Consider the following 19307-nt stretch of genomic DNA (forward strand, 5'->3'; position numbering starts at 1 on the left):
CCGTAAGGCGTGAGATGTTCACGGCTGGCGTGATAGGCCCCCTAGGCAACACTTCTGTGACAGCCCGATTTGGCGCTGTGGATATACTTTTGGCCCCATCGCGCCTATATATTCGGCAGGAGAACAAAAAGAGATTCGTCAAGTCAGTATGTCGGCAGTTCCACCACATCGCCCGCAAGGCCCCATCACGTCCCAGTTCGCCCCGCGCGAACCGGGCTATCTCGCTGGGCTGAACGCCGAACAGCGCGAGGCGGTGGAAACCACGGAAGGGCCGCTTCTGGTTCTCGCCGGGGCCGGCACCGGCAAGACACGCGTTCTGACCACCCGCATCGCCCACATCCTCGCCTCCCGCAAGGCGCGTGGCGGGCAGATTCTGGCGGTGACATTCACCAACAAGGCCGCCCGCGAGATGAAGGACCGGATCGGCAAGCTGGTCGGCGCCTCGGTCGAGGGCATGCCCTGGCTGGGCACCTTCCACTCCATCGGCGCGCGCATCATCCGCCGTCATGCCGAGTTGGTCGGCCTGCGCCCCGATTTCACCATCCTCGATACCGACGATCAGATACGTCTCATCAAGCAACTTCTCTCGGCCGAAAACATCGACGAGAAGCGCTGGCCGGCCCGCCAGTTCGCCGGCATGCTCGACAATTGGAAAAACCGCGGCCTGCTGCCCAAAGACATCTCCCCTGCCGACGCCGGCTATTTCGCCAATGGCAAGGGACAGAAGATCTACGCCGATTATCAGGCCCGTCTCAAAACCCTGAACGCCGCCGATTTCGGCGATTTGCTGCTCGAAGGCATAAGGCTGTTCAAGGAAAATGCCGAAGTGCTCGCCGAATATCACGACCGTTTCCGCTACATGCTGGTCGACGAATATCAGGATTCCAACACCGCCCAATATCTCTGGCTCCGCCTTCTCGCCCAGAGCCGCGATGGCAAGACGTCCGCCAACATCTGCGTGGTGGGCGACGACGACCAGTCCATCTATGGCTGGCGCGGCGCCGAGGTCGACAACATCCTGCGCTTCGAAAAGGACTTTCCCGGCGCGAAAATCATCAAGCTCGAACGCAACTACCGCTCGACCTCCAATATCCTCTCCGCCGCCTCGCACCTCATCGCCAACAATGAATCCCGCCTGGGCAAGACGTTACAGACCGACGTTGGAGAAGAAGGTGAAAAACTCTCCGTAACCTCGGTCTGGGACAGCGAAGAAGAAGCGCGCCAGATCGGCGAACAGATCGAACAATACCAGCGCGAGGGCGACAATCTCGACGACATGGCCATCCTCGTGCGCGCCTCGTTCCAGATGCGCGAGTTCGAAGAGCGCTTCATCACGCTTGGTCTCAACTACCGCGTCATCGGCGGCCCGCGCTTTTACGAACGCAAGGAAATCCGCGACGCGCTGGCCTATCTGCGCATAGTCGCCCAACCGGCCGACGATTTGGCGTTCGAGCGCATCGTCAACGTCCCCAAGCGCGGCCTGGGCGACGCAACGCTTCAGATCGTCCACGATACCGCCCGCGCCGCCAACATCCCGCTATTGGCCGCCATCCGCGATCTGGTCGAAACCGAAGAGCTCAAGCCCAAACAGCGTTCCACCTTCCGCGAACTCGTCCGCCAGATCGACGATTGGGCCGATCGGCTGCGCACCATCCCCCACCACGAATTAGCCGAGCAGATTCTCGATGAATCCGGCTACACCGCCATGTGGCAGAACGACAAATCCGCCGACGCGCCGGGCCGGCTCGAAAACCTCAAGGAACTCGTCCGCTCCATGGAAGAGTTCGAAAATCTGAACGGCTTCCTCGAACATATCGCCCTGGTCATGGACCGCGATTCCGGCGAAGGCGGAGACGCGGTTTCCATCATGACGCTCCATTCAGCCAAGGGCCTCGAATTCGATACCGTCTTCCTCCCCGGCTGGGAGGAAGGGCTGTTCCCCCATCAGCGTTCGCTCGATGAATCCGGCATGGCCGGCCTCGAAGAAGAACGTCGCCTCGCCTATGTCGGCATCACCCGCGCCCGGAAGCGCTGCCGGATATCCCTCGCCCAGAACCGCCGCATCCACGGCCTCTGGCAATCGGCCATCCCCTCGCGCTTCCTCGATGAATTGCCGGCCCATGTGGTCGAGGTCACCGACACCGGCTCCTCCTACGGCGGCTATACCTATGGCAGCCGCGCCGCCACCCGCTTCGACAAGCGAGACCCGTTCGAAAGCGTTTACGAAACGCCCGGCTGGCAACGCGCCCAACGCCAGCAATCCCAGCGCAAGGGCCCCGGCCCCCTGACGATCGAGGGCGATCTGGTCGCCCGCTCCTCGGGCCCCACCGCCGCCTATTCGGTCGGCGAGCGTGTCTTCCACCTGAAATTCGGCTACGGCACGGTAACGGCCACCGAAGGCAACAAGCTCTCGATCGATTTCGAAAAGGCCGGCCCCAAAAAGGTTCTCGACAGCTTCGTCAAGCGAGGCTGAACCGGACATGCAACCACTTGGGGCCTTGCTTCGTTACGGCCCGGCACCGACCCGCCGGATAAGGAGAACCCCATGATCATCACCACCACAGCCGTCCTCGAAGGCCGTCCGGTCCGGGAATATTTGGGAATCGTGGTGGGAGAGGTCATCATCGGCGCCAACATCTTCCGCGATCTCTTTGCGGGCATCCGCGACATCGTGGGCGGCCGAGCCGGCTCTTATGAAAACGCCATGCGCGACGCACGCCGCGAAGCGATCGCCGAACTCGAACACGAAGCCCGTGCCCTGGGCGCCGATGCCGTCGTGGGCGTAGATCTCGATTATGAAGTGGTGGGCGACAAGGGCTCCATTCTCATGGTCTCGGTCTCCGGCACCGCAGTCAAGCTCGGCTGAGGTGCCCGGCTCGCGCCGCAATTATGCCGCGCTTAGCCCCTGATCCGTCACGCTTTTTGCCCATTCCCGCATTAACCTGCGTTCAGGTCGCGGCCAACGAACCGGCGGTTCAGGCATCGCGCATCCTCATCTTCTTTTCCGAGGGAACCCGTGCTCGGAAAAACCCGTTTCCCGGCATATAATTGGAGTCCCTTCATGTCCGATATCCATCCAGGCATCGCCATCGCCAATCCCGACGCGCTCCGCACCGACCGGGACGATTATATTCCCGGCGACGGCCCCATGACGGCCACGCAAGCCGCCGAACTGCTGTGCCTTTCCCAGCGCGCCGAGGAATTCGATGCCTATGGAGATGATCTCACCAGCATCGAGGCGGCCAACCGCATCAAACTGCTCAAGCGCAAGCTCGACGGCTGAAAGGACTACCGCCAACGTTCCGTCCGTGGCAAATACCGGCCATGATGAAACTCACCACCATCGGCTTCGATGCCGACGACACGCTCTGGGAAAACGAGCATTTCTTCCGCTTGACCGAGCGGCACTTCGCCGAGCTCCTGGCCGATTTCGCTGAACATGAGCACCTGACCACCCGGCTTCTCGACGCCGAAAAGCGCAACCTCGCCCATTACGGTTTCGGCATCAAAGGCTTCACGCTTTCGATGATCGAAACCGCCCTGGAGGTAACCGACGGCAAGGTGCCGGGCGAAATCATCGGCCGGATCGTTTCGGCTGGCCGCGAAATGCTCAGCCACCCCATCGAGACCCTGCCTCACGTCCACGACACGCTCGAAGCTCTGACCGGCACCCACCGCCTCGTGCTCATCACCAAGGGCGATCTGTTCGATCAGGAACGCAAGCTGGCCCAATCGGGCCTTGGCGACTTCTTCGATGCCGTCGAGATCGTCTCGGACAAATCCGCCGCCACCTATGAACGCGCCTTCTCCCGTCACGGCGACGGACCGGCGCACGCCATGATGGTCGGCAATTCGCTCCGCTCCGATGTCCTCCCCGCCATCGAAGCCGGTGGCTGGGGCACATATGTGCCCCATGAACTCACCTGGGATTACGAACGGGCCGACGAACCCACCGACGCGCCGCGTTTCACAAAGATCGGGTCCCTGGCCGAACTGGGCGCCCTGATCGAAGCCCTGAAAGACTAGCCGCGAGCGCCAAAGGCTGGATCGCCGTCAGGCTCGCGCAGAGTTCAAAGGCACGGCCCAAAACCCAGTTTGTCATTCCGGGAGTGAGAAGCGGTTCGGTGTAGCCGAAGTCAAAGCTCCGGTGGAGCTTTGACAGCGCACGAACGCCCTGAGAACTACGCTCGAAGGGCCTTCCGGAATCCAGTGTCGCGCAAACCCGGGTCTTCCGAGTGTCGATTGAGCCTAAAGCCCGATCCCGGCCACCGGGTCGGTTTCGAACCGGTTGTCGAACCCGGCGATCAGGGGCTTTGCCGCCGCAATCGCATCGCGCACCTGTTGCAGATCGAGCGAAGCCTTGTGGCTTTCCGGATTGTCCCACACTTCGGTGACCCACACCCCCTCGGGATGCTCCTTGCAGCGCGCCACGATGTAGCTGTGACACCCCGGCATATAGTCGCCCACACTCTCCTTGAGAATGGCGAGCAGTTCCTCGCGCCGCCCCTCCACGGCAATCATCCGCCCGATCAAACCATACATATCGCTCTCCCTTTCGCGAACAAATAAAGAACGATTTTCCGCCCATGTCCACCCCGTCACGCCGAGATTGTTGACTTCCCCCGCCACCGGCCCCACAACCCGCCAAGCCCTCACCGACGAGTTTTCCATGCCCCAGGACCAGATTTCGACCCCGCTCACCAAGGACCAGGCCTACGCCCTCGTCGACGCCGTCATGGAACGCGACGACCTGGCGCTCACCGCCTCGGCCCATGAGAACGAGGAGACCGGCGAGTGGTTTTTCGAAGCCACCTGCGACAGCCCGCCCGACATGGCGGCGTTCCAGGCGCTCGCCAAGGCGGTTCTCGGCGGCGAGGTGACTTTCTCGGTCGATCCCATCGATGCCGATGCCGATTGGGTCTCGCGCTCGCTCGAGGGATTGAAGCCGGTCACCGCCGGCGGGTTTTACGTCTATGGCAGCCATGACGCCGACAGCCTTCCGCGTGGCCTCATTCCCATCCATATCGACGCCGCCCAGGCCTTTGGCACAGGCCATCACGAGACCACCACAGGGTGCCTCGAAGCCATCCAGAAAGTATTGAAGCGCAAGCGTCCCGTCCGTCCGATCGACGTGGGAACCGGCACGGGCATCCTCGCCATCGCCGTGGCCAAGAAGCGCAAGGTTCCGGTCATCGCCTCCGATATCGACCCCCTCGCCGTGCGCATCACGCGCGACAACGCCAAGGCCAACGGGGTCGGCCACTTGATCGTCGAGGTCGATGCCGCCGGTCTCGACCATTCCACCATCCAGGGCAACGCGCCCTACGATCTGGTCATCGCTAACATTCTCGCCGGACCGCTGGTGACGCTGTCGCCCGATATTGGCCGCATCGCCGACAAGGGCGCCGCCATCATCCTTTCGGGTCTGCTCACCACCCAGGCCCAGCGCGTCATCGCCGCCTATAATTTGCAGGGAATGGTGCTCAAGGACCGCATCGTGCGCAAGGATTGGACGACGCTGATTCTGGAAAAATCATAACAAAAAGCCCCGCCGGCGGGTGCCGTGGGGCTCGTCGTTACGGTGTGAGGAGCTTTAGGCTCCGATACTTCAGTTCGTGCCCTTTTTGGACGTCCCGAAGTCGCACCCGTAGATCCGCGAATAACGATCGACCTGGCGGGCCGCTTCACGGCTGCGCGCTTCGATCATGGCGTCCAGGGCCTTGCGGAAGAAGCTCTTGTCTTCAACCATGTCATCTCTCCTTGGTCCGACGGCAAATTGAGGTAACCTGACCGTCGAATGGATAGATAGCCCCAATCGGCTCTGATAGTTAGACCTCAAAACGAAACCCAGCCATGCCCGACGCGCATGGACGGTTAACGAGAAAGCCCATTATGCCCGCCCAATCAGCGATCCCCGACGCCCAGTTCCAAACCTTCGAGGAAAAATCCGATCCCGCACAGGTGGCGCCGCGCTTGGCGGCCCTTCGCGCCCGCCTCGCCGAACTGGACATAGATGGTTTTCTCGTGCCGCGTTCGGACGTTCATCAGGGCGAATATGTCCCGGACCGCGATGCGCGGCTTGCCTATGTCACGGGCTTTACCGGTTCGGCCGGACTGGCGCTCGTGACGCGCGACACCGCCGCCCTTTTTGTCGACAGCCGCTATACGCTCCAGGCGCCGGGCCAGACCGACACCGCCTTGGTTTCGGTCCACGACACGACGACCGTCAATCCCGGCGAGTGGATGGCGGCCAACCTGCCCTCGGGCAGCCGCGTCGGCTTCGACCCCTGGCTGCACACGCCACGCCAGTTGGCCGCCCTGAGCGAGCCGCTGAACAAGACCGGGATCGAACTCGTTGCCATCGCCAACCCCGTGGATGCCATCTGGACCGATCGTCCCGCCGCGCCCCAGGGCCCGCTCGAGGTGCTCGGCCACAACCGCACCGGCAAAGCGGCGGCTGAAAAGCTCGCCGATCTACGCGCCTCCATGGATAAGGAGGGAGCGGACGCCGTTGTCTTCACCCTGCCGGAATCGATGTGCTGGCTGTTCAACGTGCGTGGCCGCGATATCCCCCACAACCCCTTCGTTCTGGGTTTCGCCATCGTCCCCGCCGAAGGCACGCCGACGCTGTTTGTTGCCGACAACAAACTCACCGACGAAAATCGCGCGGCGCTGGGCGATGTCGCCCAGCTTGTCGAGAAATCGGGTTTCGAAGCGGCGCTGAGCGGTCTGGCCGCCGGAGGAAAATCGGTCTGGTTCGACCCGGAAACCGCCCCCCTTCAGGTCAAATCGGTCCTCTCGGACAACGGCGCTCGCCTCATCGAAAAGCGCGATCCGGTGTTGCTGCCCAAGGCCAGAAAGAACGATGCCGAACTCTCCGGCATGCGCGAGGCCCACAAGATCGACGGCATCGCCCTTGCCAAATTCCTCGCATGGTTCGACGAGACCGCCCCCCAGGGTGGCCTGACCGAAATCGACATCGTCAAGATGCTCGAAGCCTTCCGCCGCGAGGACCCCACAGCGGTCGACGTCAGCTTCGAGACCATTTCCGGGTCAGGCCCCAATGGCGCCATCGTCCACTACCGCGTCTCGGAAAAAACCAATCGCACCCTCGCCCCCGGCGAATTGATGCTGCTCGATTCCGGCGCCCAATATCTCTCCGGAACCACCGACATCACGCGCACAATGGCCACCGGTTCGGTCACCGACCGCCAGAAGGATCATTTCACCCGTGTCCTCAAGGGCATGATCGCCATTTCCCGCGCGCGTTTCCCCAAGGGCACCAACGGCGCGCAGATCGATATCCTTGCCCGACAGTTTCTCTGGCAGGTGGGCCTGACCTATAATCACGGCACGGGCCACGGCGTCGGTGCCTTCCTCTCGGTTCATGAAGGCCCGGCCGGCATTTCTCCGCGCTATACCGTTCCCTTCGAGCCCGGCATGGTGCTCTCGAACGAACCCGGCTTTTACCTCGAAGGCCAATACGGCATCCGCATCGAGAACCTTATAGTGGTCAGGGAAAGCGGCGTCGCCCCGGGTTATCTGGAATTCGAAACCCTCACCCTCGCCCCCATCGATCGCCGCCTGATCGCCGTCGATATGCTCGAACCGGTCGAACGCGACTGGCTCAATACCTATCACGCCCGCGTCGCCCGCGAGATCGGCCCCCATCTCGACGCGTCAACGCGCGCATGGCTGGATAAGGCGACAGCGGCGCTTTAGGTTCAGACGAGATCAGCCCTTTCGGGAGTGAATTTTCGGCTCATTGCCTCCACACTCACCTTCCCGTCACCCCGGGATTTATTCCCGGGGTCCGGCAGCGGCATATCACCAATCGACAACGCTAGTTGAACCAGATCGCGTAATTCCAGATCGAGCTGCCGAACACATCGTTGGCCGCCGCAAAGGATTCTGCGTCGGCGATTTCGCCTTCCCGAAGATAGGGCAACGCATCGAGGCCGGTGAACAACAGCACGAAATCGGTCCGCTCGGCCCCTTCGACCCACGCGGCGAGATCGAAACCGACATCCCGATAACGCCAGTGCGGCACGAGCAACTCACCCCGAACGATCGCTTCTGCCACATCGAGCGTTTCCAGCCACGCCTCCACCATCGCCTTGCTGACCGTCATCTGAGCGATGAGCGGCGTCTGGCGCGGCGAGGGCATGAACTCGCGATTGTCATCGGTCTCGGCCAGAACCAATTCCCAATTGCGCCGCGACAAATCCATCACGCGCAACACGCGCTCCTGCACGGCTATCAACCGGTCCCGCTCGGTGATCGGCCAGTTGACCGTATGGATCATGGCAATCGCATCGGCGAGCAGTGCATCGGTGTCGCGGTCCATAAACAGCGAACCCCGTTCGCCTTCGCGCTCCATCGGCAGCCCTGCACCGGGAAACAGGCGATGGAAACCCGCTTCGAAGAAGGTTTCAAAATCATGGGCGAGCAGGAAATCCGCCTGCGTGGCCAATATCTGCGAATACCCCGCCAGCCAGATCGCGTCCGAGCCATCGAACGCGAAAATCGTCTCGGGCATCTCCGCTCCGGGCGCCAGCCCCGCCCCCATATCGAGCCGCTGTCCCATTCCGGCGGCCATGGCCCAGAACGCCCCGACCGATTCCGTCTCGCTGGCCATCCCGTCTCCATCGATATCGATCCGTATCCGGGAAACGTCGATTTCGACGGCGAAATCTCCCTCGCCCGCCGCGCTCAGCAGCGGCAGAGCCGCGTCCATATCGGCCGAAAAAATTTCGAGATAACCGCGCAATGATCCATACGTCAGCGGCTCAACCCGGCGGGCAACGTCATCGTCTCCAGCCGGCATCCCGAAAAACGGGCTGACCGCAATGCCCCCTTCGGGATCGAACCCATGGGCGTATAGCCGTTGCGCCAGCCTTTCGACGCCCTCGAGCACCGTAAAAAGCCCCAGCCCGAACGCAGCCGTCGCATCGTCCCGCGCTTCCATGGCCGCCCGCCCATCGGCCAGCCGCCCCTCATAGAGATGCTGCCGCAGACTGTCTGCAGTCGTCTCCTGCGCCATCGCGCTTGCCGCCATGCTGCACAGCAGCACGGCAACGGCCAGCAAACGAACCATCAGCCCTGCCCCGTCCGCGTGAACCACTCATCCTCCGAAATCACTTCAATGCCATGGCTTTCCGCCTGCTTGAGCTTGCTTCCCGCCCCCGGCCCGGCCACGACAAGATCGGTCTTGGCCGAGACCGACCCGGAGACCTTGGCCCCCAGCCGTTCTGCCATGGCCTTGGCTTCGGTCCGCGACATCCGCTCGAGACTGCCTGTGAACACCACAGTCTTGCCCGCCACGACGCTATCGGCGGAAATCGTCACCACATATTCTTTGGGCCTCACCTCGGCGAGCAGCGCATCGATGGCTTTTTCGTTCCGCTCATTGGCGAAAAAGGCGCAGACCGACTGCACGACGGTTTCCCCAATTCCGTCGATCCCGATCAGCGCCCCACGCGCCTCCTCGTCGCCGTGCCCCGCAGTGTACGCTGCCTCGCGGAAAGCCTCGAATGTTCCGAATGCCTTGGCGAACAGCGCCGCCGTCGTCTCGCCCACATGCCGGATGCCCAGCGCGAAGATGAAGCGATCGAGCTCGGGTTCGCGCCGCGCGTCGATTGCCGCGAACAGCTTATCCAAACCGGCATAATTGCGCTGCTCGGCGGCCCTCACATTCTTGCGCACCTTGCCCGTTGTCCGCTCGCGTTCGGCGGCCTGCTCCTCGCGGCGTTTGAAAAGCGCCGCCTGGACGGCATCGCGTTGGTCGTGAAGAGTAAAGATATCGGCCGGCGTGCGGATCAGACCTTCGGAATGGAACAGATCCACATTCTCGGCACCGAACCCGTCGATATCCATCGCGTCCCGCGCCACGAAATGCCTCAAATTTTCCACCTGCTGGGCCGGACAGATCAATTCGCCGCTGCACCGCCGCCGCGCATCGAGCTTGCCCGTCTTGGGATTGGTCTCGCGCACCGCTTCGGAATCGCAGATCGGGCAACGCTCGGGAAATACGAAAGGCTGCGCATCCGCCGGGCGCTTGTCGGGTACGACGGCGACGATTTGCGGGATCACATCACCGGCCCGCTGCACGATCACCGTATCGCCCTCGCGGATGTCGTAGCCGTCACGGATCGGCGCGCCGGTGCTGTCGCGCCCGGCGATATAGTCCTCATTGTGCAGCGTCGCGTTCTCGACGACCACGCCGCCCACGGTCACCGGTTGCAGCCGCGCCACCGGCGTCAGCGTACCGGTTCTACCTACCTGAATATCGATCTTGCGCAGAATGGTCGTCGCCTGTTCGGCGGGAAATTTATGCGCAATAGCCCAACGCGGCGCGCGGGCCACGAAACCCCATCGCTGCTGTAGATCCAGCCGGTCGAGCTTATAGACGACGCCGTCGATATCGTAGCCCAGCGTCGCCCGCTGCGCCTCGATCGTGCGGTAATGCTCAAGCATTTCCTCAACGCTCGTCGTGCGGATCATCAGCGGGTTGATGGTGAACCCCCATTCCTCCAGCCTTTGAACCGCCTCATATTGAGTGTCGGCGATCGCCCCGCTCGCCTCCCCCCAGCCATAGGCAAAGAACTTCAGGTTGCGCTTTGCCGTAACCGTCGGGTCCTTCTGGCGCAGCGAGCCCGCCGCCGTGTTGCGCGGATTGACGTAATCCTGCCCCCCCTCGGCCGCCGAGCGCTCCTTGAGCGCCGCGAAATCGGCATGGGTCATGTAAACCTCGCCGCGCACCTCGAGCACGTCGGGCCAGCCCGAACCGGAAAGCTTATGGGGCACCTGCGCGATGGTCCTGAGGTTTTCGGTTATATCCTCCCCCTCGGTCCCATCGCCGCGCGTCGCGCCGCGCACGAAAACACCGTTTTCATACCGCAATGAAGCCGATAGGCCGTCGATCTTGGGCTCGGCGGTAAACGCCAGTTCGAGCCCCTTGTCCCGCTCGAAGAATTTCCGCCCACGCTGCACGAAATCGGCGACGTCCTCATCGTCGAACGCATTGCCCAGCGAAAGCATGGGCACCGCATGGCGCACCTTGGCAAAGCCTTCGGCGGGAGCAGCACCGACCCGGTCCGACAGCGAATCGTGCCGCCGCAATTCGGGAAACTCCGCCTCGATCTGCGCGTAACGCCGGCGTGCGGCATCATATTCGGCGTCGGTGATCTCGGGCGCGTCATCCTGATAATAGGCCCGGTCCGCCTTCTCGATCAGCGCATGCAGCCTGTCGAGTTCGGCCTTGGCGCCCTCCAGCGACAGCTCGTCCACACGCACCTCGACACTCATCGAACCACCCTCAAATCAAACGCCAACTTCGCGCATCAGCCGCCTTGCCGCCGCCCGCGCTTCATCCGTAATTGTCGCGCCGGCAAGCATGCGCGCCACCTCCTCGCTCCGCGTATCGGGATCGAGCGGCCGCACATGCGTGCGCATGAACGCCCCCTCCTCGATCGCCTGTTTTTCGATGAGAAGGTGCGTTCCGGCCCGCGCCGCCACCTGCGGCGCGTGGGTCACGGTCACAACCTGCACCGATTGGGCCAGCCGCGCCAGTCGCTTTCCAATCGCATCGGCCACCGCGCCGCCGACCCCGGTGTCGATTTCGTCGAAAATGAGCACGGGCACCGAGCCCTTGTCGGCCAGCACCACCTTGAGAGCCAGCAGGAAGCGGGAAAGCTCGCCCCCCGAAGCGACCTTCATCATCGGCCCCGGCGAGGTGCCGGGATTGGTCTGGACGTGAAACGCGATCTGGTCGAACCCATGCGCCGATACCCGCTCGGCCTCCACCTGCCGGTCGACGATGAACCGGGCCGCACCCAGCTTGAGGTCCGGCAATTCGGCTTCCACCGCCTTGCTCAGGGCCCCTGCCGCCTTCTCGCGAACCTTGCTCAACACCCCTGCGGCCTTGCGGTATTCGCTATCGGCGACCGTAAGTTCGACCTCCAGCGCCGCCAGCGTCTCGGCGCCCGATTCGAGCGCTTCTATATCGGCCTGGTATCTGGCCAGCACGTCCGCCAATTCATCGCACTCAACCTGATGCTTGCGCGCCGCTGCCCTCAGCCCGAACAGCCGCTCCTCCACCTGTTCGAGCTCGCGCGGATCGAACGCCATTTCGCGCCGGATCGCCTCAAGCGCCTCGCTGGCGGTATCGAGCGCCACCAGGGCCTGATCCACGGCTTCCGCCATGGAAGCAAACAGGGCCGCCTCGGCGTCCGATTTCCGCGTCAGCCGCCGCAGCAGCATGGCCAGCGTCGGCCCAGGGGCATTGGTGCCGTTGAGAATCTCGTCGGCGTCGTTGACTTCCCCCGCCGCCTTTTCGAGGCCCATGAGCCATTGCCGGCGCTCGGACAGCCCCTCTTCCTCCCCTGCCTCGGGCTTGAGCGCGGAAAGCTCCTCAACCACGTGCCGCGCGTAATCCTCCTCACGCGCCGCCTGCTCCACGCGCGCACGCTGCACATCCACCGCCTTTTGCGCCGCCGTCAGCTTCGCATAAGCGTTCGCAACGGCATCCAGCTCGCTCTCATATCCCCCGAAACTGTCGAGCAGCAGCCGATGCGTCGCCGCGTCGATCAGCGCCCGGTCGTCATGCTGGCCATGGATCTCCACCAGCAACGCGCCGACCGATTTCAGCAGCCCAGCCGAAACCGGCTGATCGTTGATGAAAGCCCTCGTGCGCCCATCGGCGTGTTGCACGCGACGCAGGATGATTTCGGCATCGTCGGCGATCTCGTTTTCGCGTAGCAGCACCCTGGCCGGATGGTTTTCGGCCAGCGCCAGCACCGCCACCACCTGGCCGCTATCCGCACCCTTGCGCACCAGCGCCGCGTCGCCGCGCCCCCCCAGCGCCAGGGTCAGCGCGTCGAGCAGGATCGATTTGCCCGCGCCCGTCTCGCCGGTCAGCACCGTCAGCCCCGTCTCGAAGGCGAGGTCGAGTTGATCGATCAGAACGATGTTGCGGACCGACAGCGTGTTTAGCATCGCCCCAACTGCTCCCATGGTGGTTGCGGCGTCCGTTTTACCCCGCCCGCGCCCGGCCGCGCAAACCGCTTGAGCCTCTGCCACCTCGCGATCCACAGCTTAACCGACCGGAACATTACAAGAACATTTTGCCGTCCGCAAGCCGAAACGAAAACGCCTCGGCACATCGGCCGAGGCGTCGATAGATTGGCAACAAAAGCCGATGTGTCAGTCCGACATCCAGTTTCCGGTCATCATCTGAGGCGAAAGCCCCTGATTCTGCAGCAGGGTAAATCCGCGCTGATACCATTCCGAACCCGGATAATTGGTGCCCAGCACCGCCGCCGCAGTCTGTGCTTCGCCCACGAGCCCGATCGCGAGATAGGCCTCGACAAGGCGATAAAGCGCTTCTTCCACATGGGTGCTGGTCTGATGGTCCTCGACCACCACCCGGAAGCGGTTGATCGCGGCGGTATATTGGCCATTGCCCAGATAATAGCGCCCGACGCTCATTTCCTTGCCGGCCACCTGATCGCGCGAAACCAACATCATCTGGCGCGATTCTTCGGCGTAGCGGGAATCGGGATAGGCCGATTGCAACTGCGTGAAGGTTTCGATGGCGTTGGCCGCCAGTTCCTGATCGCGCGTGATATCGGTGATCTGCTGGTAATACGCGCTGCCCTTGAGAAACAGAACGTACGGCCGTTCCGACGAATTGGGATAGAGCGCCAGGAACCGGTCGGCTGACATCACAGCTTCCTCGAACCGTCCCGAACGGAAATTGGCGAAGGTGAGCATCACCTTGGCCCGTTCGTTGACGTCCGAGAACGGATTTTGCCGCTCCAGCGTCTCGAGATCCTCGATCGCTGCGTTGTAGCGATCGTTCTCCATATTTTCGAGCGCGCTCGCGTAAAGCTGTTCGGGCGGCACCAGCGGCGCGTCATCCTCGCGGGAAAACATGCTGAACGGCGAACAGGCGGCAAGCGCGCCCACCAGGGTGATGGCCATTGCCATCCGCACAAGCGCGGGCGATTTGCTCTGTCTGGCTATGATATTCACGAAATACTCCGTCCTCTCATGGCCCGGCAAAAACCGTGACCCGCACGTCCATGTTTCCCCGCTAGCGGGGAATATGTTCAAAACTGTGACGGGGGTTATGGCCTATTCAGCCGATCGAACGCAAGTAGGGCTCGACCGTCAGCCTTTCGGGCAGGTCGCCTAGCGCCTCCATTTCGAGCGGCAGAGCATCGGCTTCCACGATCTCGAAATTGGCTTCGCTGGCAAACAGCGACTTGAGCACCAGCGCATTGAGCCCATGGCCACCCTTGTACGAGCGGAACCGGCCATAGATGGGCAGGCCCGCCAGCGCGAGGTCCCCCACGGCATCGAGCAGCTTGTGGCGCACGAACTCGTCCTCGAAGCGAAGCCCGTCCGGATTGACGATCCTTTCTTCCTCGATGGCGATCGAGTTTTCGAGGCTCGAACCGAGAGCATATCCCGCCTGCCGCAACACTCTGGCCTGCGCGAAAAACCCGAACGTACGGGCCGGCGCCACCTCGATGGCGAATTTGCGCGGCGACCAGTCGAAGATCATCCGCTGTCGGCCGATGACCTTTGAGTTGAAATCGATCTCGACGTCGAAGGCGCGCCCATTATAGGGCTCGAGCATGGCGAATGCATCATTGTCCCGCACCGTCACCGAGCGCAGGATACGGATGAACTTCTTGCGCTGCGGCTGGATCGACAACCCCGCATCCAGCACCGCTTCCACGAAGGGCTCGGCGCTGCCATCGATGATCGGGCACTCTTCGCCGTTCACGACGATTTCGGCGTTGTCGACGCCCAGCCCGTTGAGAGCCGAAAGCACGTGCTCAACCGTCGCGACGCTGACCGATTGTCCAAGGTCGATGACCGTGCACAGCGAGGTGCGGCTAACGCGCGTATGGTCGATCCTGGCGCTACCCAACACGGTTCCATCTTCCGCGATACTCGTCAGCGTATAGCCGCTGTCGGCGGGGGCGGGTTTGATCGTGAGGCGGGAAGGCTTGCCATTGTGAACGCCGATTCCGGCGAACTCGGCCGGGCGGGTCAGCGTACATTGACGCACTGTCGGGTTTTTCATTGGTACTCCGGGCCCTCTGGTTGGTCGGCGGCCCAATCGCCTTACTAACGAAGTTCGGCCTGACGCGAAAGACGCGCCAGGCCGATTCAATGTGTAGCACCAGATTTAGGACTAACCGTGGCGTTTGAGAAACGCCGGAATTTCCAGCTGCTCTTTCTGCGGCGCCCGCGCCGGGGCCCGGCCGTGTGCGTCGAGATGTCCCGCTGCCCCTTCCGGCTGCTGCTGGCGCGGCGCCTGACGGGAGGGAGCAGCTTCGATCGCGCTGCGCGCTGCAGCGTCGTCGAACTGAGGCTGCACGCGTTGGGGTTCGGGTTGCGTATCGGCTTCACCGCCAAGATTCAGCCCAACATTGGACGCGAGCCGGCGGAACAGGGCCCGCGCATTGCGCGGCTCGTCACCCCGGGGCTGCTCCATCTGCGCACGAGCGACCGGCGGAAGATCGTCGGGACGCACGGCGCGGCGCTGAAGCTGCGGACGTTCCGCACCGGAAGGCACGTAAGGCCGCGGCATTGCCGCTTCGGGCGCACGCTGGGTTTCTTCCACCGCCTGGCGCGCATGGGCGGCCGGGGTATAGGGCTCGATGGTGACGCCATTGTCCGGCGCCTGCTGGGCCATCGCGTCGGCGGCAGCCGAATTGTTGCTCTTGATCGCCTGGGCAACGGCAGCCTCGAACTGATCGTCGCCCATATCGGCGGCAACCTCGGCCGGAGCCGCAGGAGCTACCTGCTGGGCGCGGGGAGCCTGAGCCGGCACGGGCGCAGACTGCTGCGGCTGGGCCGGACCTTCACCGGGACGACGCGCCTGCAACGGCTGACGCGAAGCATTGGGCTTGACCGGGTCGAGCGCCTGAACCATCAGCGCATCGGTGCCGGTGGCAACGACCGAAACGCGGACCTTGCCCTGCAGCGAATCGTCGAACGTCGCGCCGAGGATGATGTTGGCATCGGAGTCGACTTCCTCGCGGATACGCGAAGCAGCTTCGTCGACTTCGTAGAGCGTCATGTCCTTGCCGCCGGTGATCGAGATCAACAGGCCGCGCGCGCCCTGCATCGAAACGTCGTCGAGCAGCGGATTGGCGATTGCCGCCTCGGCGGCGTGGCGGGCACGATCTTCGCCCTCGGCCTCGCCGGTCCCCATCATCGCCTTGCCCATGCCGCGCATCACGGCGCGCACGTCAGCGAAATCGAGGTTGATGAGGCCTTCCTTGACCATCAAATCGGTGATGCAGGCAACGCCAGAGAACAGCACTTCGTCGGCCATCGCGAACGCGTCGGCGAAGGTGGTCTTTTCGTTGGCAACACGGAAAAGGTTCTGGTTGGGAATGACGATCAGGGTATCGACATGGCGATGCAGCTCGTCGATCCCCTCATCGGCCAGCTTCATGCGGCGATTGCCTTCGAACTGGAAGGGCTTGGTCACCACGCCGACCGTCAATATCCCCTGCTCGCGAGCGGCGCGGGCAACCACGGGCGCGGCGCCCGTCCCCGTGCCACCGCCCATGCCGCCGGTGATGAACACCATGTGCGAGCCGGAAAGGTGGTCGTTGAGTTCATCGAAACTTTCTTCGGCGGCCGCACGGCCCACCTCGGGGTGCGACCCCGCACCGAGGCCTTCGGTAACACCGACACCGAGCTGTATCACGCGCTGGGCGCGGGAAAGCGCCAACGCCTGAGCGTCGGTATTGGCCACGACGAACTCGACGCCTTCAAGGCCCGAATTAATCATGTTGTTGACCGCGTTGCCGCCTGCACCACCGACGCCAAAGACGGTGATTCTCGGCTTAAGTTCTTGGATTCCCGGAATCTGTAGGTTGATTGTCATCTCTGGCCCCATCGTGGCTGTATGGGCAAGATGTAGCGCTCAATTCGTTAACCGGACCCTAACAAAGCTACCGAATTCGTTAACCAAACTGCAAAATGCCAGGGTTGACAGCCACAAAGTTACCGCACGTTAAGCATGATTTGCACCGCCAGGCGGGAACCGCCGCTTGACATTCGCGTTTCCATGTATATAACCAAATCAGAATATAACTTTATGGTTCTAAATGGAGGAGCGAACGATGTCCAAGATCACCCCGAGCCTGTGGTTCGACAACAATCTGGAGGAGGCGATGGAATTTTACGCTTCCATTTTCCCCGACACCAAAATCCACGGCACGACCCGCTATGTAGAAGGCGGCATGGGCGAGCCGGGAAAGGTCATGACCGGCGATTTCGAATTGCTCGGCCAGCGCTTCAACGCCATTAACGGTGGCCCGCACTTCAAATTCTCCGAGGCCGTCTCATTCATCGTCGACTGCAAGGACCAGACCGAGGTCGACTATTACTGGGACAAGCTCCGTGAAGGCGGGGGCGCCGAAGTCGAATGCGGTTGGCTTAAGGACAGGTTCGGCTTGTCCTGGCAGATCATCCCCCGGGCGCTCTACGATACGGTCACTGGCAAGGACAAGGCCGGCTCCGAACGCGCCACCAAGGCCATGGTCGGCATGAAGAAGCTGATCGTGGCCGACCTCGAAAAGGCCTATCGAGGCGAGTGATCCATAAGGCTGCGGGAGCCATCCCGCAGTCTCTCTTGTCTATTCGATCACCGCGCAGGCAATCCTGTCGCCCGCGTCGCCCGACGGCTGGCTCTGATAGTCGTCGCCCCCACCGTGGATCATAAGCGCCCGCCCAATGATCCCGGCCTCTCCCTCGTCGAGCGTGACGAAGGGGTTGAACACATGGGCGTTGAGCGCGCCTTGTGCATCGACATATTGATTGGGCATATCCCCCGCGTGGGGGCCGGTTTCGCTGAAATAGCCGTGCTCGACATCGGCGGGATTGAAATGCTCGCCCGCCGATTCATGATCGGTCTCGGCGTCGCAACTGCCGGTTTCATGCACGTGGAAAGCCACCCATTGTTCGGCCGGCAACCCTGTCGCTTCGAGTTCGATCAACACCCCATTGGGCGTTCCGGTCAGGCTGGCCGTCCCGGCCTCCTGCCCTTCGGCGTCGATGAAAGTGGCGCTCGCGGTCTGCTCCTGGGCCAGAGCCGGCGATACGAAAAGCGCACAGCCCGCGACTGCGCCAACCAATAGGGACTTCATGGACATGGTCCTCCGAAACTTGGGTGCCAGATAATGAGCCCCCCGGACCAATGCCCCCAACTCGGGCCAGTTCCCCAATCCTTGCCTAGGTTGCAAGGCCCCCGCCGCCCACTGCGACGGAGACGCCAAGGATCATTCGATCGTTTCGGCAATCGTTTCGAGCACGATGCGCGCAGCGCTCGGCCCGGCATTGAAATAGAACGGCTCATATTCCACGAACACCGCCTGCCCGGCGGCCACACCCTCCAGCGTGGGCCAGAGCGGCGCCTCTGCGATCAGCGAAATGCCGTCGCCCTGCCCTGAATAGAAAATCCAGTCTGCATCGGCGATATCGAGCAATTCGGGGCTGATATCTTCCGAAGTCTCGTAGAACGCCTGCGCCTCGGGCCGGTCGAGCCCCATGTCCTCGGCGATCGATCCGGCAAACGAGGAAATCCCCATCACCCGCGTACGCGTGCCGTTCGAATGCACGAACGATACGGCCGGCGCCGCGTCCCCCAGCCGCTCGGCCACAGCTTCCGCGTCGGCATGATACTGGTCCAGCAGGGCCTGCGCCTCTTGCGCCTTGCCCAGCGCATGCGCCATCAAAAGGAAGTCCACCTTCCAGTTGACGCCCGTGCCCTTGGTCACCACCACCGGTGCGATCTGCTGCATGGCCGTATAGGTCGCTTCTTCCATCGCGGCGGCATTGATGAAAATCAAATCCGGATCGAGCTGCGCGATCGCCTCGATATCGGGCTCCTGGCGCGCACCGACATCGGCGATCTCGACGATCTGGCCGGCGAGGTCGGGAAACGCCTCCAGCATGTAGTCGCCATAAACGTCCAGGCTCAAGCCCCGTGCCGCGCCCACCGGCATGACGCCCAGATTGAGAGCGCCATCGAGCTGGCCCGTCTGGATCACGACGATCCGCTGCGGTTCGGCCTCGATGGTCACCTCCCCCACCTCGTCGGTCACCACCCGGGGAAACACCCCATCGGGCTCTTGGCTTCCCGTGCCCTCCAGAAACCGGGGCGCGGCATAATCTGCATTGGATTGCGCCAGCACCGGCCCGGCTCCGAGCGACAGGATCAATCCGGCGAAAAGGAAGGCTTTGGAAAACGGCTGCATCTGGGATCTCTCTGC

17 protein-coding genes are annotated in these 19307 nt (G+C 62.7%); 7 read left to right on the forward strand and 10 right to left on the reverse strand.

Going from position 1 to position 19307, the window contains the following annotated elements; genetic code table 11:
- The first annotated feature begins 148 nt into the window (after nt 1-148).
- From V4T21_RS10780 to V4T21_RS10795, 4 genes are all read left to right on the forward strand, one after another.
- The gene (locus V4T21_RS10780; RefSeq protein WP_332716391.1) at nt 149-2473 is read left to right on the forward strand and encodes an ATP-dependent helicase; all 2325 of its coding nucleotides are present in this window, start codon (nt 149-151) and stop codon (nt 2471-2473) included.
- Nucleotides 2474-2545: 72 nt separating this feature from the next.
- Nucleotides 2546-2866 carry a heavy metal-binding domain-containing protein gene (locus tag V4T21_RS10785; RefSeq protein WP_332716393.1) on the forward strand — a complete coding sequence of 107 codons (321 nt, stop codon included), beginning with the start codon at nt 2546-2548 and terminating at the stop codon, nt 2864-2866.
- A 195-nt stretch (nt 2867-3061) separates the two neighbouring features.
- Nucleotides 3062-3283 (forward strand): DUF3072 domain-containing protein, encoded by a 222-nt coding sequence (locus V4T21_RS10790; RefSeq protein WP_332716395.1) that lies wholly within the window; start codon nt 3062-3064, stop codon nt 3281-3283.
- 41 nt (nt 3284-3324) lie between these two features.
- Complete coding sequence (locus V4T21_RS10795; RefSeq protein WP_332716397.1) at nt 3325-4026, forward strand: HAD family hydrolase; 702 nt, start codon at nt 3325-3327, stop codon at nt 4024-4026.
- Between the two features lie 222 nt (nt 4027-4248).
- On the opposite strand, the gene V4T21_RS10800 is transcribed toward V4T21_RS10795, so the two are convergent.
- The gene (locus V4T21_RS10800) at nt 4249-4542 is read right to left on the reverse strand and encodes a putative quinol monooxygenase (RefSeq protein ID WP_332716399.1); all 294 of its coding nucleotides are present in this window, start codon (nt 4540-4542) and stop codon (nt 4249-4251) included.
- 70 nt (nt 4543-4612) lie between these two features.
- On the opposite strand from V4T21_RS10800, the gene V4T21_RS10805 reads away from it, so the two are divergent.
- Entirely contained in the window at nt 4613-5539 is a 927-nt protein-coding gene (locus V4T21_RS10805; RefSeq protein ID WP_332716402.1) for a 50S ribosomal protein L11 methyltransferase, read from the forward strand.
- 69 nt (nt 5540-5608) lie between these two features.
- On the opposite strand, the gene V4T21_RS10810 is transcribed toward V4T21_RS10805, so the two are convergent.
- A complete protein-coding gene (locus tag V4T21_RS10810) occupies nt 5609-5749 on the reverse strand; it encodes a hypothetical protein (RefSeq protein WP_332716404.1) in 141 nt (46 codons plus the stop codon).
- 143 nt (nt 5750-5892) lie between these two features.
- On the opposite strand from V4T21_RS10810, the gene V4T21_RS10815 reads away from it, so the two are divergent.
- Nucleotides 5893-7722: an aminopeptidase P family protein gene (locus tag V4T21_RS10815; protein WP_332716407.1), complete on the forward strand. Its 1830-nt coding sequence runs from the start codon at nt 5893-5895 to the stop codon at nt 7720-7722.
- A 121-nt stretch (nt 7723-7843) separates the two neighbouring features.
- On the opposite strand, the gene V4T21_RS10820 is transcribed toward V4T21_RS10815, so the two are convergent.
- The 6 genes from V4T21_RS10820 to ftsZ all read right to left on the reverse strand — a co-directional run bounded on the left by V4T21_RS10820 (nt 7844) and on the right by ftsZ (nt 16918).
- Complete coding sequence (locus V4T21_RS10820) at nt 7844-9097, reverse strand: hypothetical protein (protein ID WP_332716409.1); 1254 nt, start codon at nt 9095-9097, stop codon at nt 7844-7846.
- Nucleotides 9097-11307: an NAD-dependent DNA ligase LigA gene (gene ligA, locus V4T21_RS10825; RefSeq protein WP_332716412.1), complete on the reverse strand. Its 2211-nt coding sequence runs from the start codon at nt 11305-11307 to the stop codon at nt 9097-9099. Before ligA ends, V4T21_RS10820 begins: the two co-directional genes overlap by 1 nt.
- Nucleotides 11308-11322: 15 nt before the next feature.
- Complete coding sequence (recN, locus tag V4T21_RS10830; RefSeq protein WP_332716414.1) at nt 11323-12996, reverse strand: DNA repair protein RecN; 1674 nt, start codon at nt 12994-12996, stop codon at nt 11323-11325.
- A gap of 207 nt (nt 12997-13203) precedes the next feature.
- Complete coding sequence (locus tag V4T21_RS10835; protein WP_332716416.1) at nt 13204-14034, reverse strand: outer membrane protein assembly factor BamD; 831 nt, start codon at nt 14032-14034, stop codon at nt 13204-13206.
- A gap of 106 nt (nt 14035-14140) precedes the next feature.
- Nucleotides 14141-15097 (reverse strand): UDP-3-O-acyl-N-acetylglucosamine deacetylase, encoded by a 957-nt coding sequence (lpxC, locus tag V4T21_RS10840; RefSeq protein WP_332716418.1) that lies wholly within the window; start codon nt 15095-15097, stop codon nt 14141-14143.
- A 111-nt stretch (nt 15098-15208) separates the two neighbouring features.
- Complete coding sequence (gene ftsZ / locus V4T21_RS10845; protein WP_332716421.1) at nt 15209-16918, reverse strand: cell division protein FtsZ; 1710 nt, start codon at nt 16916-16918, stop codon at nt 15209-15211.
- A gap of 238 nt (nt 16919-17156) precedes the next feature.
- Between ftsZ and V4T21_RS10850 the strand changes: the two genes are divergently transcribed.
- A complete protein-coding gene (locus V4T21_RS10850; RefSeq protein ID WP_332716423.1) occupies nt 17157-17633 on the forward strand; it encodes a VOC family protein in 477 nt (158 codons plus the stop codon).
- A gap of 39 nt (nt 17634-17672) precedes the next feature.
- Here V4T21_RS10850 and V4T21_RS10855 read toward each other — a convergent pair whose 3' ends face one another.
- Nucleotides 17673-18182, reverse strand: a complete 510-nt coding sequence (locus tag V4T21_RS10855; protein ID WP_332716425.1) for a superoxide dismutase family protein — start codon at nt 18180-18182, stop codon at nt 17673-17675.
- A gap of 132 nt (nt 18183-18314) precedes the next feature.
- On the reverse strand, nt 18315-19292 hold the full coding sequence (locus V4T21_RS10860; protein ID WP_332716427.1) for an ABC transporter substrate-binding protein: 978 nt from the start codon (nt 19290-19292) through the stop codon (nt 18315-18317).
- Nucleotides 19293-19307 lie beyond the last annotated feature (15 nt).

The sequence above is a fragment of the Pelagibacterium mangrovi genome (assembly GCF_036662815.1).
Classification (GTDB): domain Bacteria; phylum Pseudomonadota; class Alphaproteobacteria; order Rhizobiales; family Devosiaceae; genus Pelagibacterium; species Pelagibacterium mangrovi.

Coding starts and splice junctions, on each gene's coding strand:
- V4T21_RS10780 (WP_332716391.1), top strand. CDS start 149: ATGTCGGCAGTTCCACCACATCGCCCGCAAGGCCCCATCACGTCCCAG.
- V4T21_RS10785 (WP_332716393.1), top strand. CDS start 2,546: ATGATCATCACCACCACAGCCGTCCTCGAAGGCCGTCCGGTCCGGGAA.
- V4T21_RS10790 (WP_332716395.1), top strand. CDS start 3,062: ATGTCCGATATCCATCCAGGCATCGCCATCGCCAATCCCGACGCGCTC.
- V4T21_RS10795 (WP_332716397.1), top strand. CDS start 3,325: ATGATGAAACTCACCACCATCGGCTTCGATGCCGACGACACGCTCTGG.
- V4T21_RS10800 (WP_332716399.1), bottom strand. CDS start 4,542: ATGTATGGTTTGATCGGGCGGATGATTGCCGTGGAGGGGCGGCGCGAG.
- V4T21_RS10810 (WP_332716404.1), bottom strand. CDS start 5,749: ATGGTTGAAGACAAGAGCTTCTTCCGCAAGGCCCTGGACGCCATGATC.
- V4T21_RS10815 (WP_332716407.1), top strand. CDS start 5,893: ATGCCCGCCCAATCAGCGATCCCCGACGCCCAGTTCCAAACCTTCGAG.
- V4T21_RS10820 (WP_332716409.1), bottom strand. CDS start 9,097: ATGGTTCGTTTGCTGGCCGTTGCCGTGCTGCTGTGCAGCATGGCGGCA.
- ligA (WP_332716412.1), bottom strand. CDS start 11,307: ATGAGTGTCGAGGTGCGTGTGGACGAGCTGTCGCTGGAGGGCGCCAAG.
- recN (WP_332716414.1), bottom strand. CDS start 12,996: ATGCTAAACACGCTGTCGGTCCGCAACATCGTTCTGATCGATCAACTC.
- lpxC (WP_332716418.1), bottom strand. CDS start 15,097: ATGAAAAACCCGACAGTGCGTCAATGTACGCTGACCCGCCCGGCCGAG.
- ftsZ (WP_332716421.1), bottom strand. CDS start 16,918: ATGACAATCAACCTACAGATTCCGGGAATCCAAGAACTTAAGCCGAGA.
- V4T21_RS10850 (WP_332716423.1), top strand. CDS start 17,157: ATGTCCAAGATCACCCCGAGCCTGTGGTTCGACAACAATCTGGAGGAG.
- V4T21_RS10855 (WP_332716425.1), bottom strand. CDS start 18,182: ATGAAGTCCCTATTGGTTGGCGCAGTCGCGGGCTGTGCGCTTTTCGTA.
- V4T21_RS10860 (WP_332716427.1), bottom strand. CDS start 19,292: ATGCAGCCGTTTTCCAAAGCCTTCCTTTTCGCCGGATTGATCCTGTCG.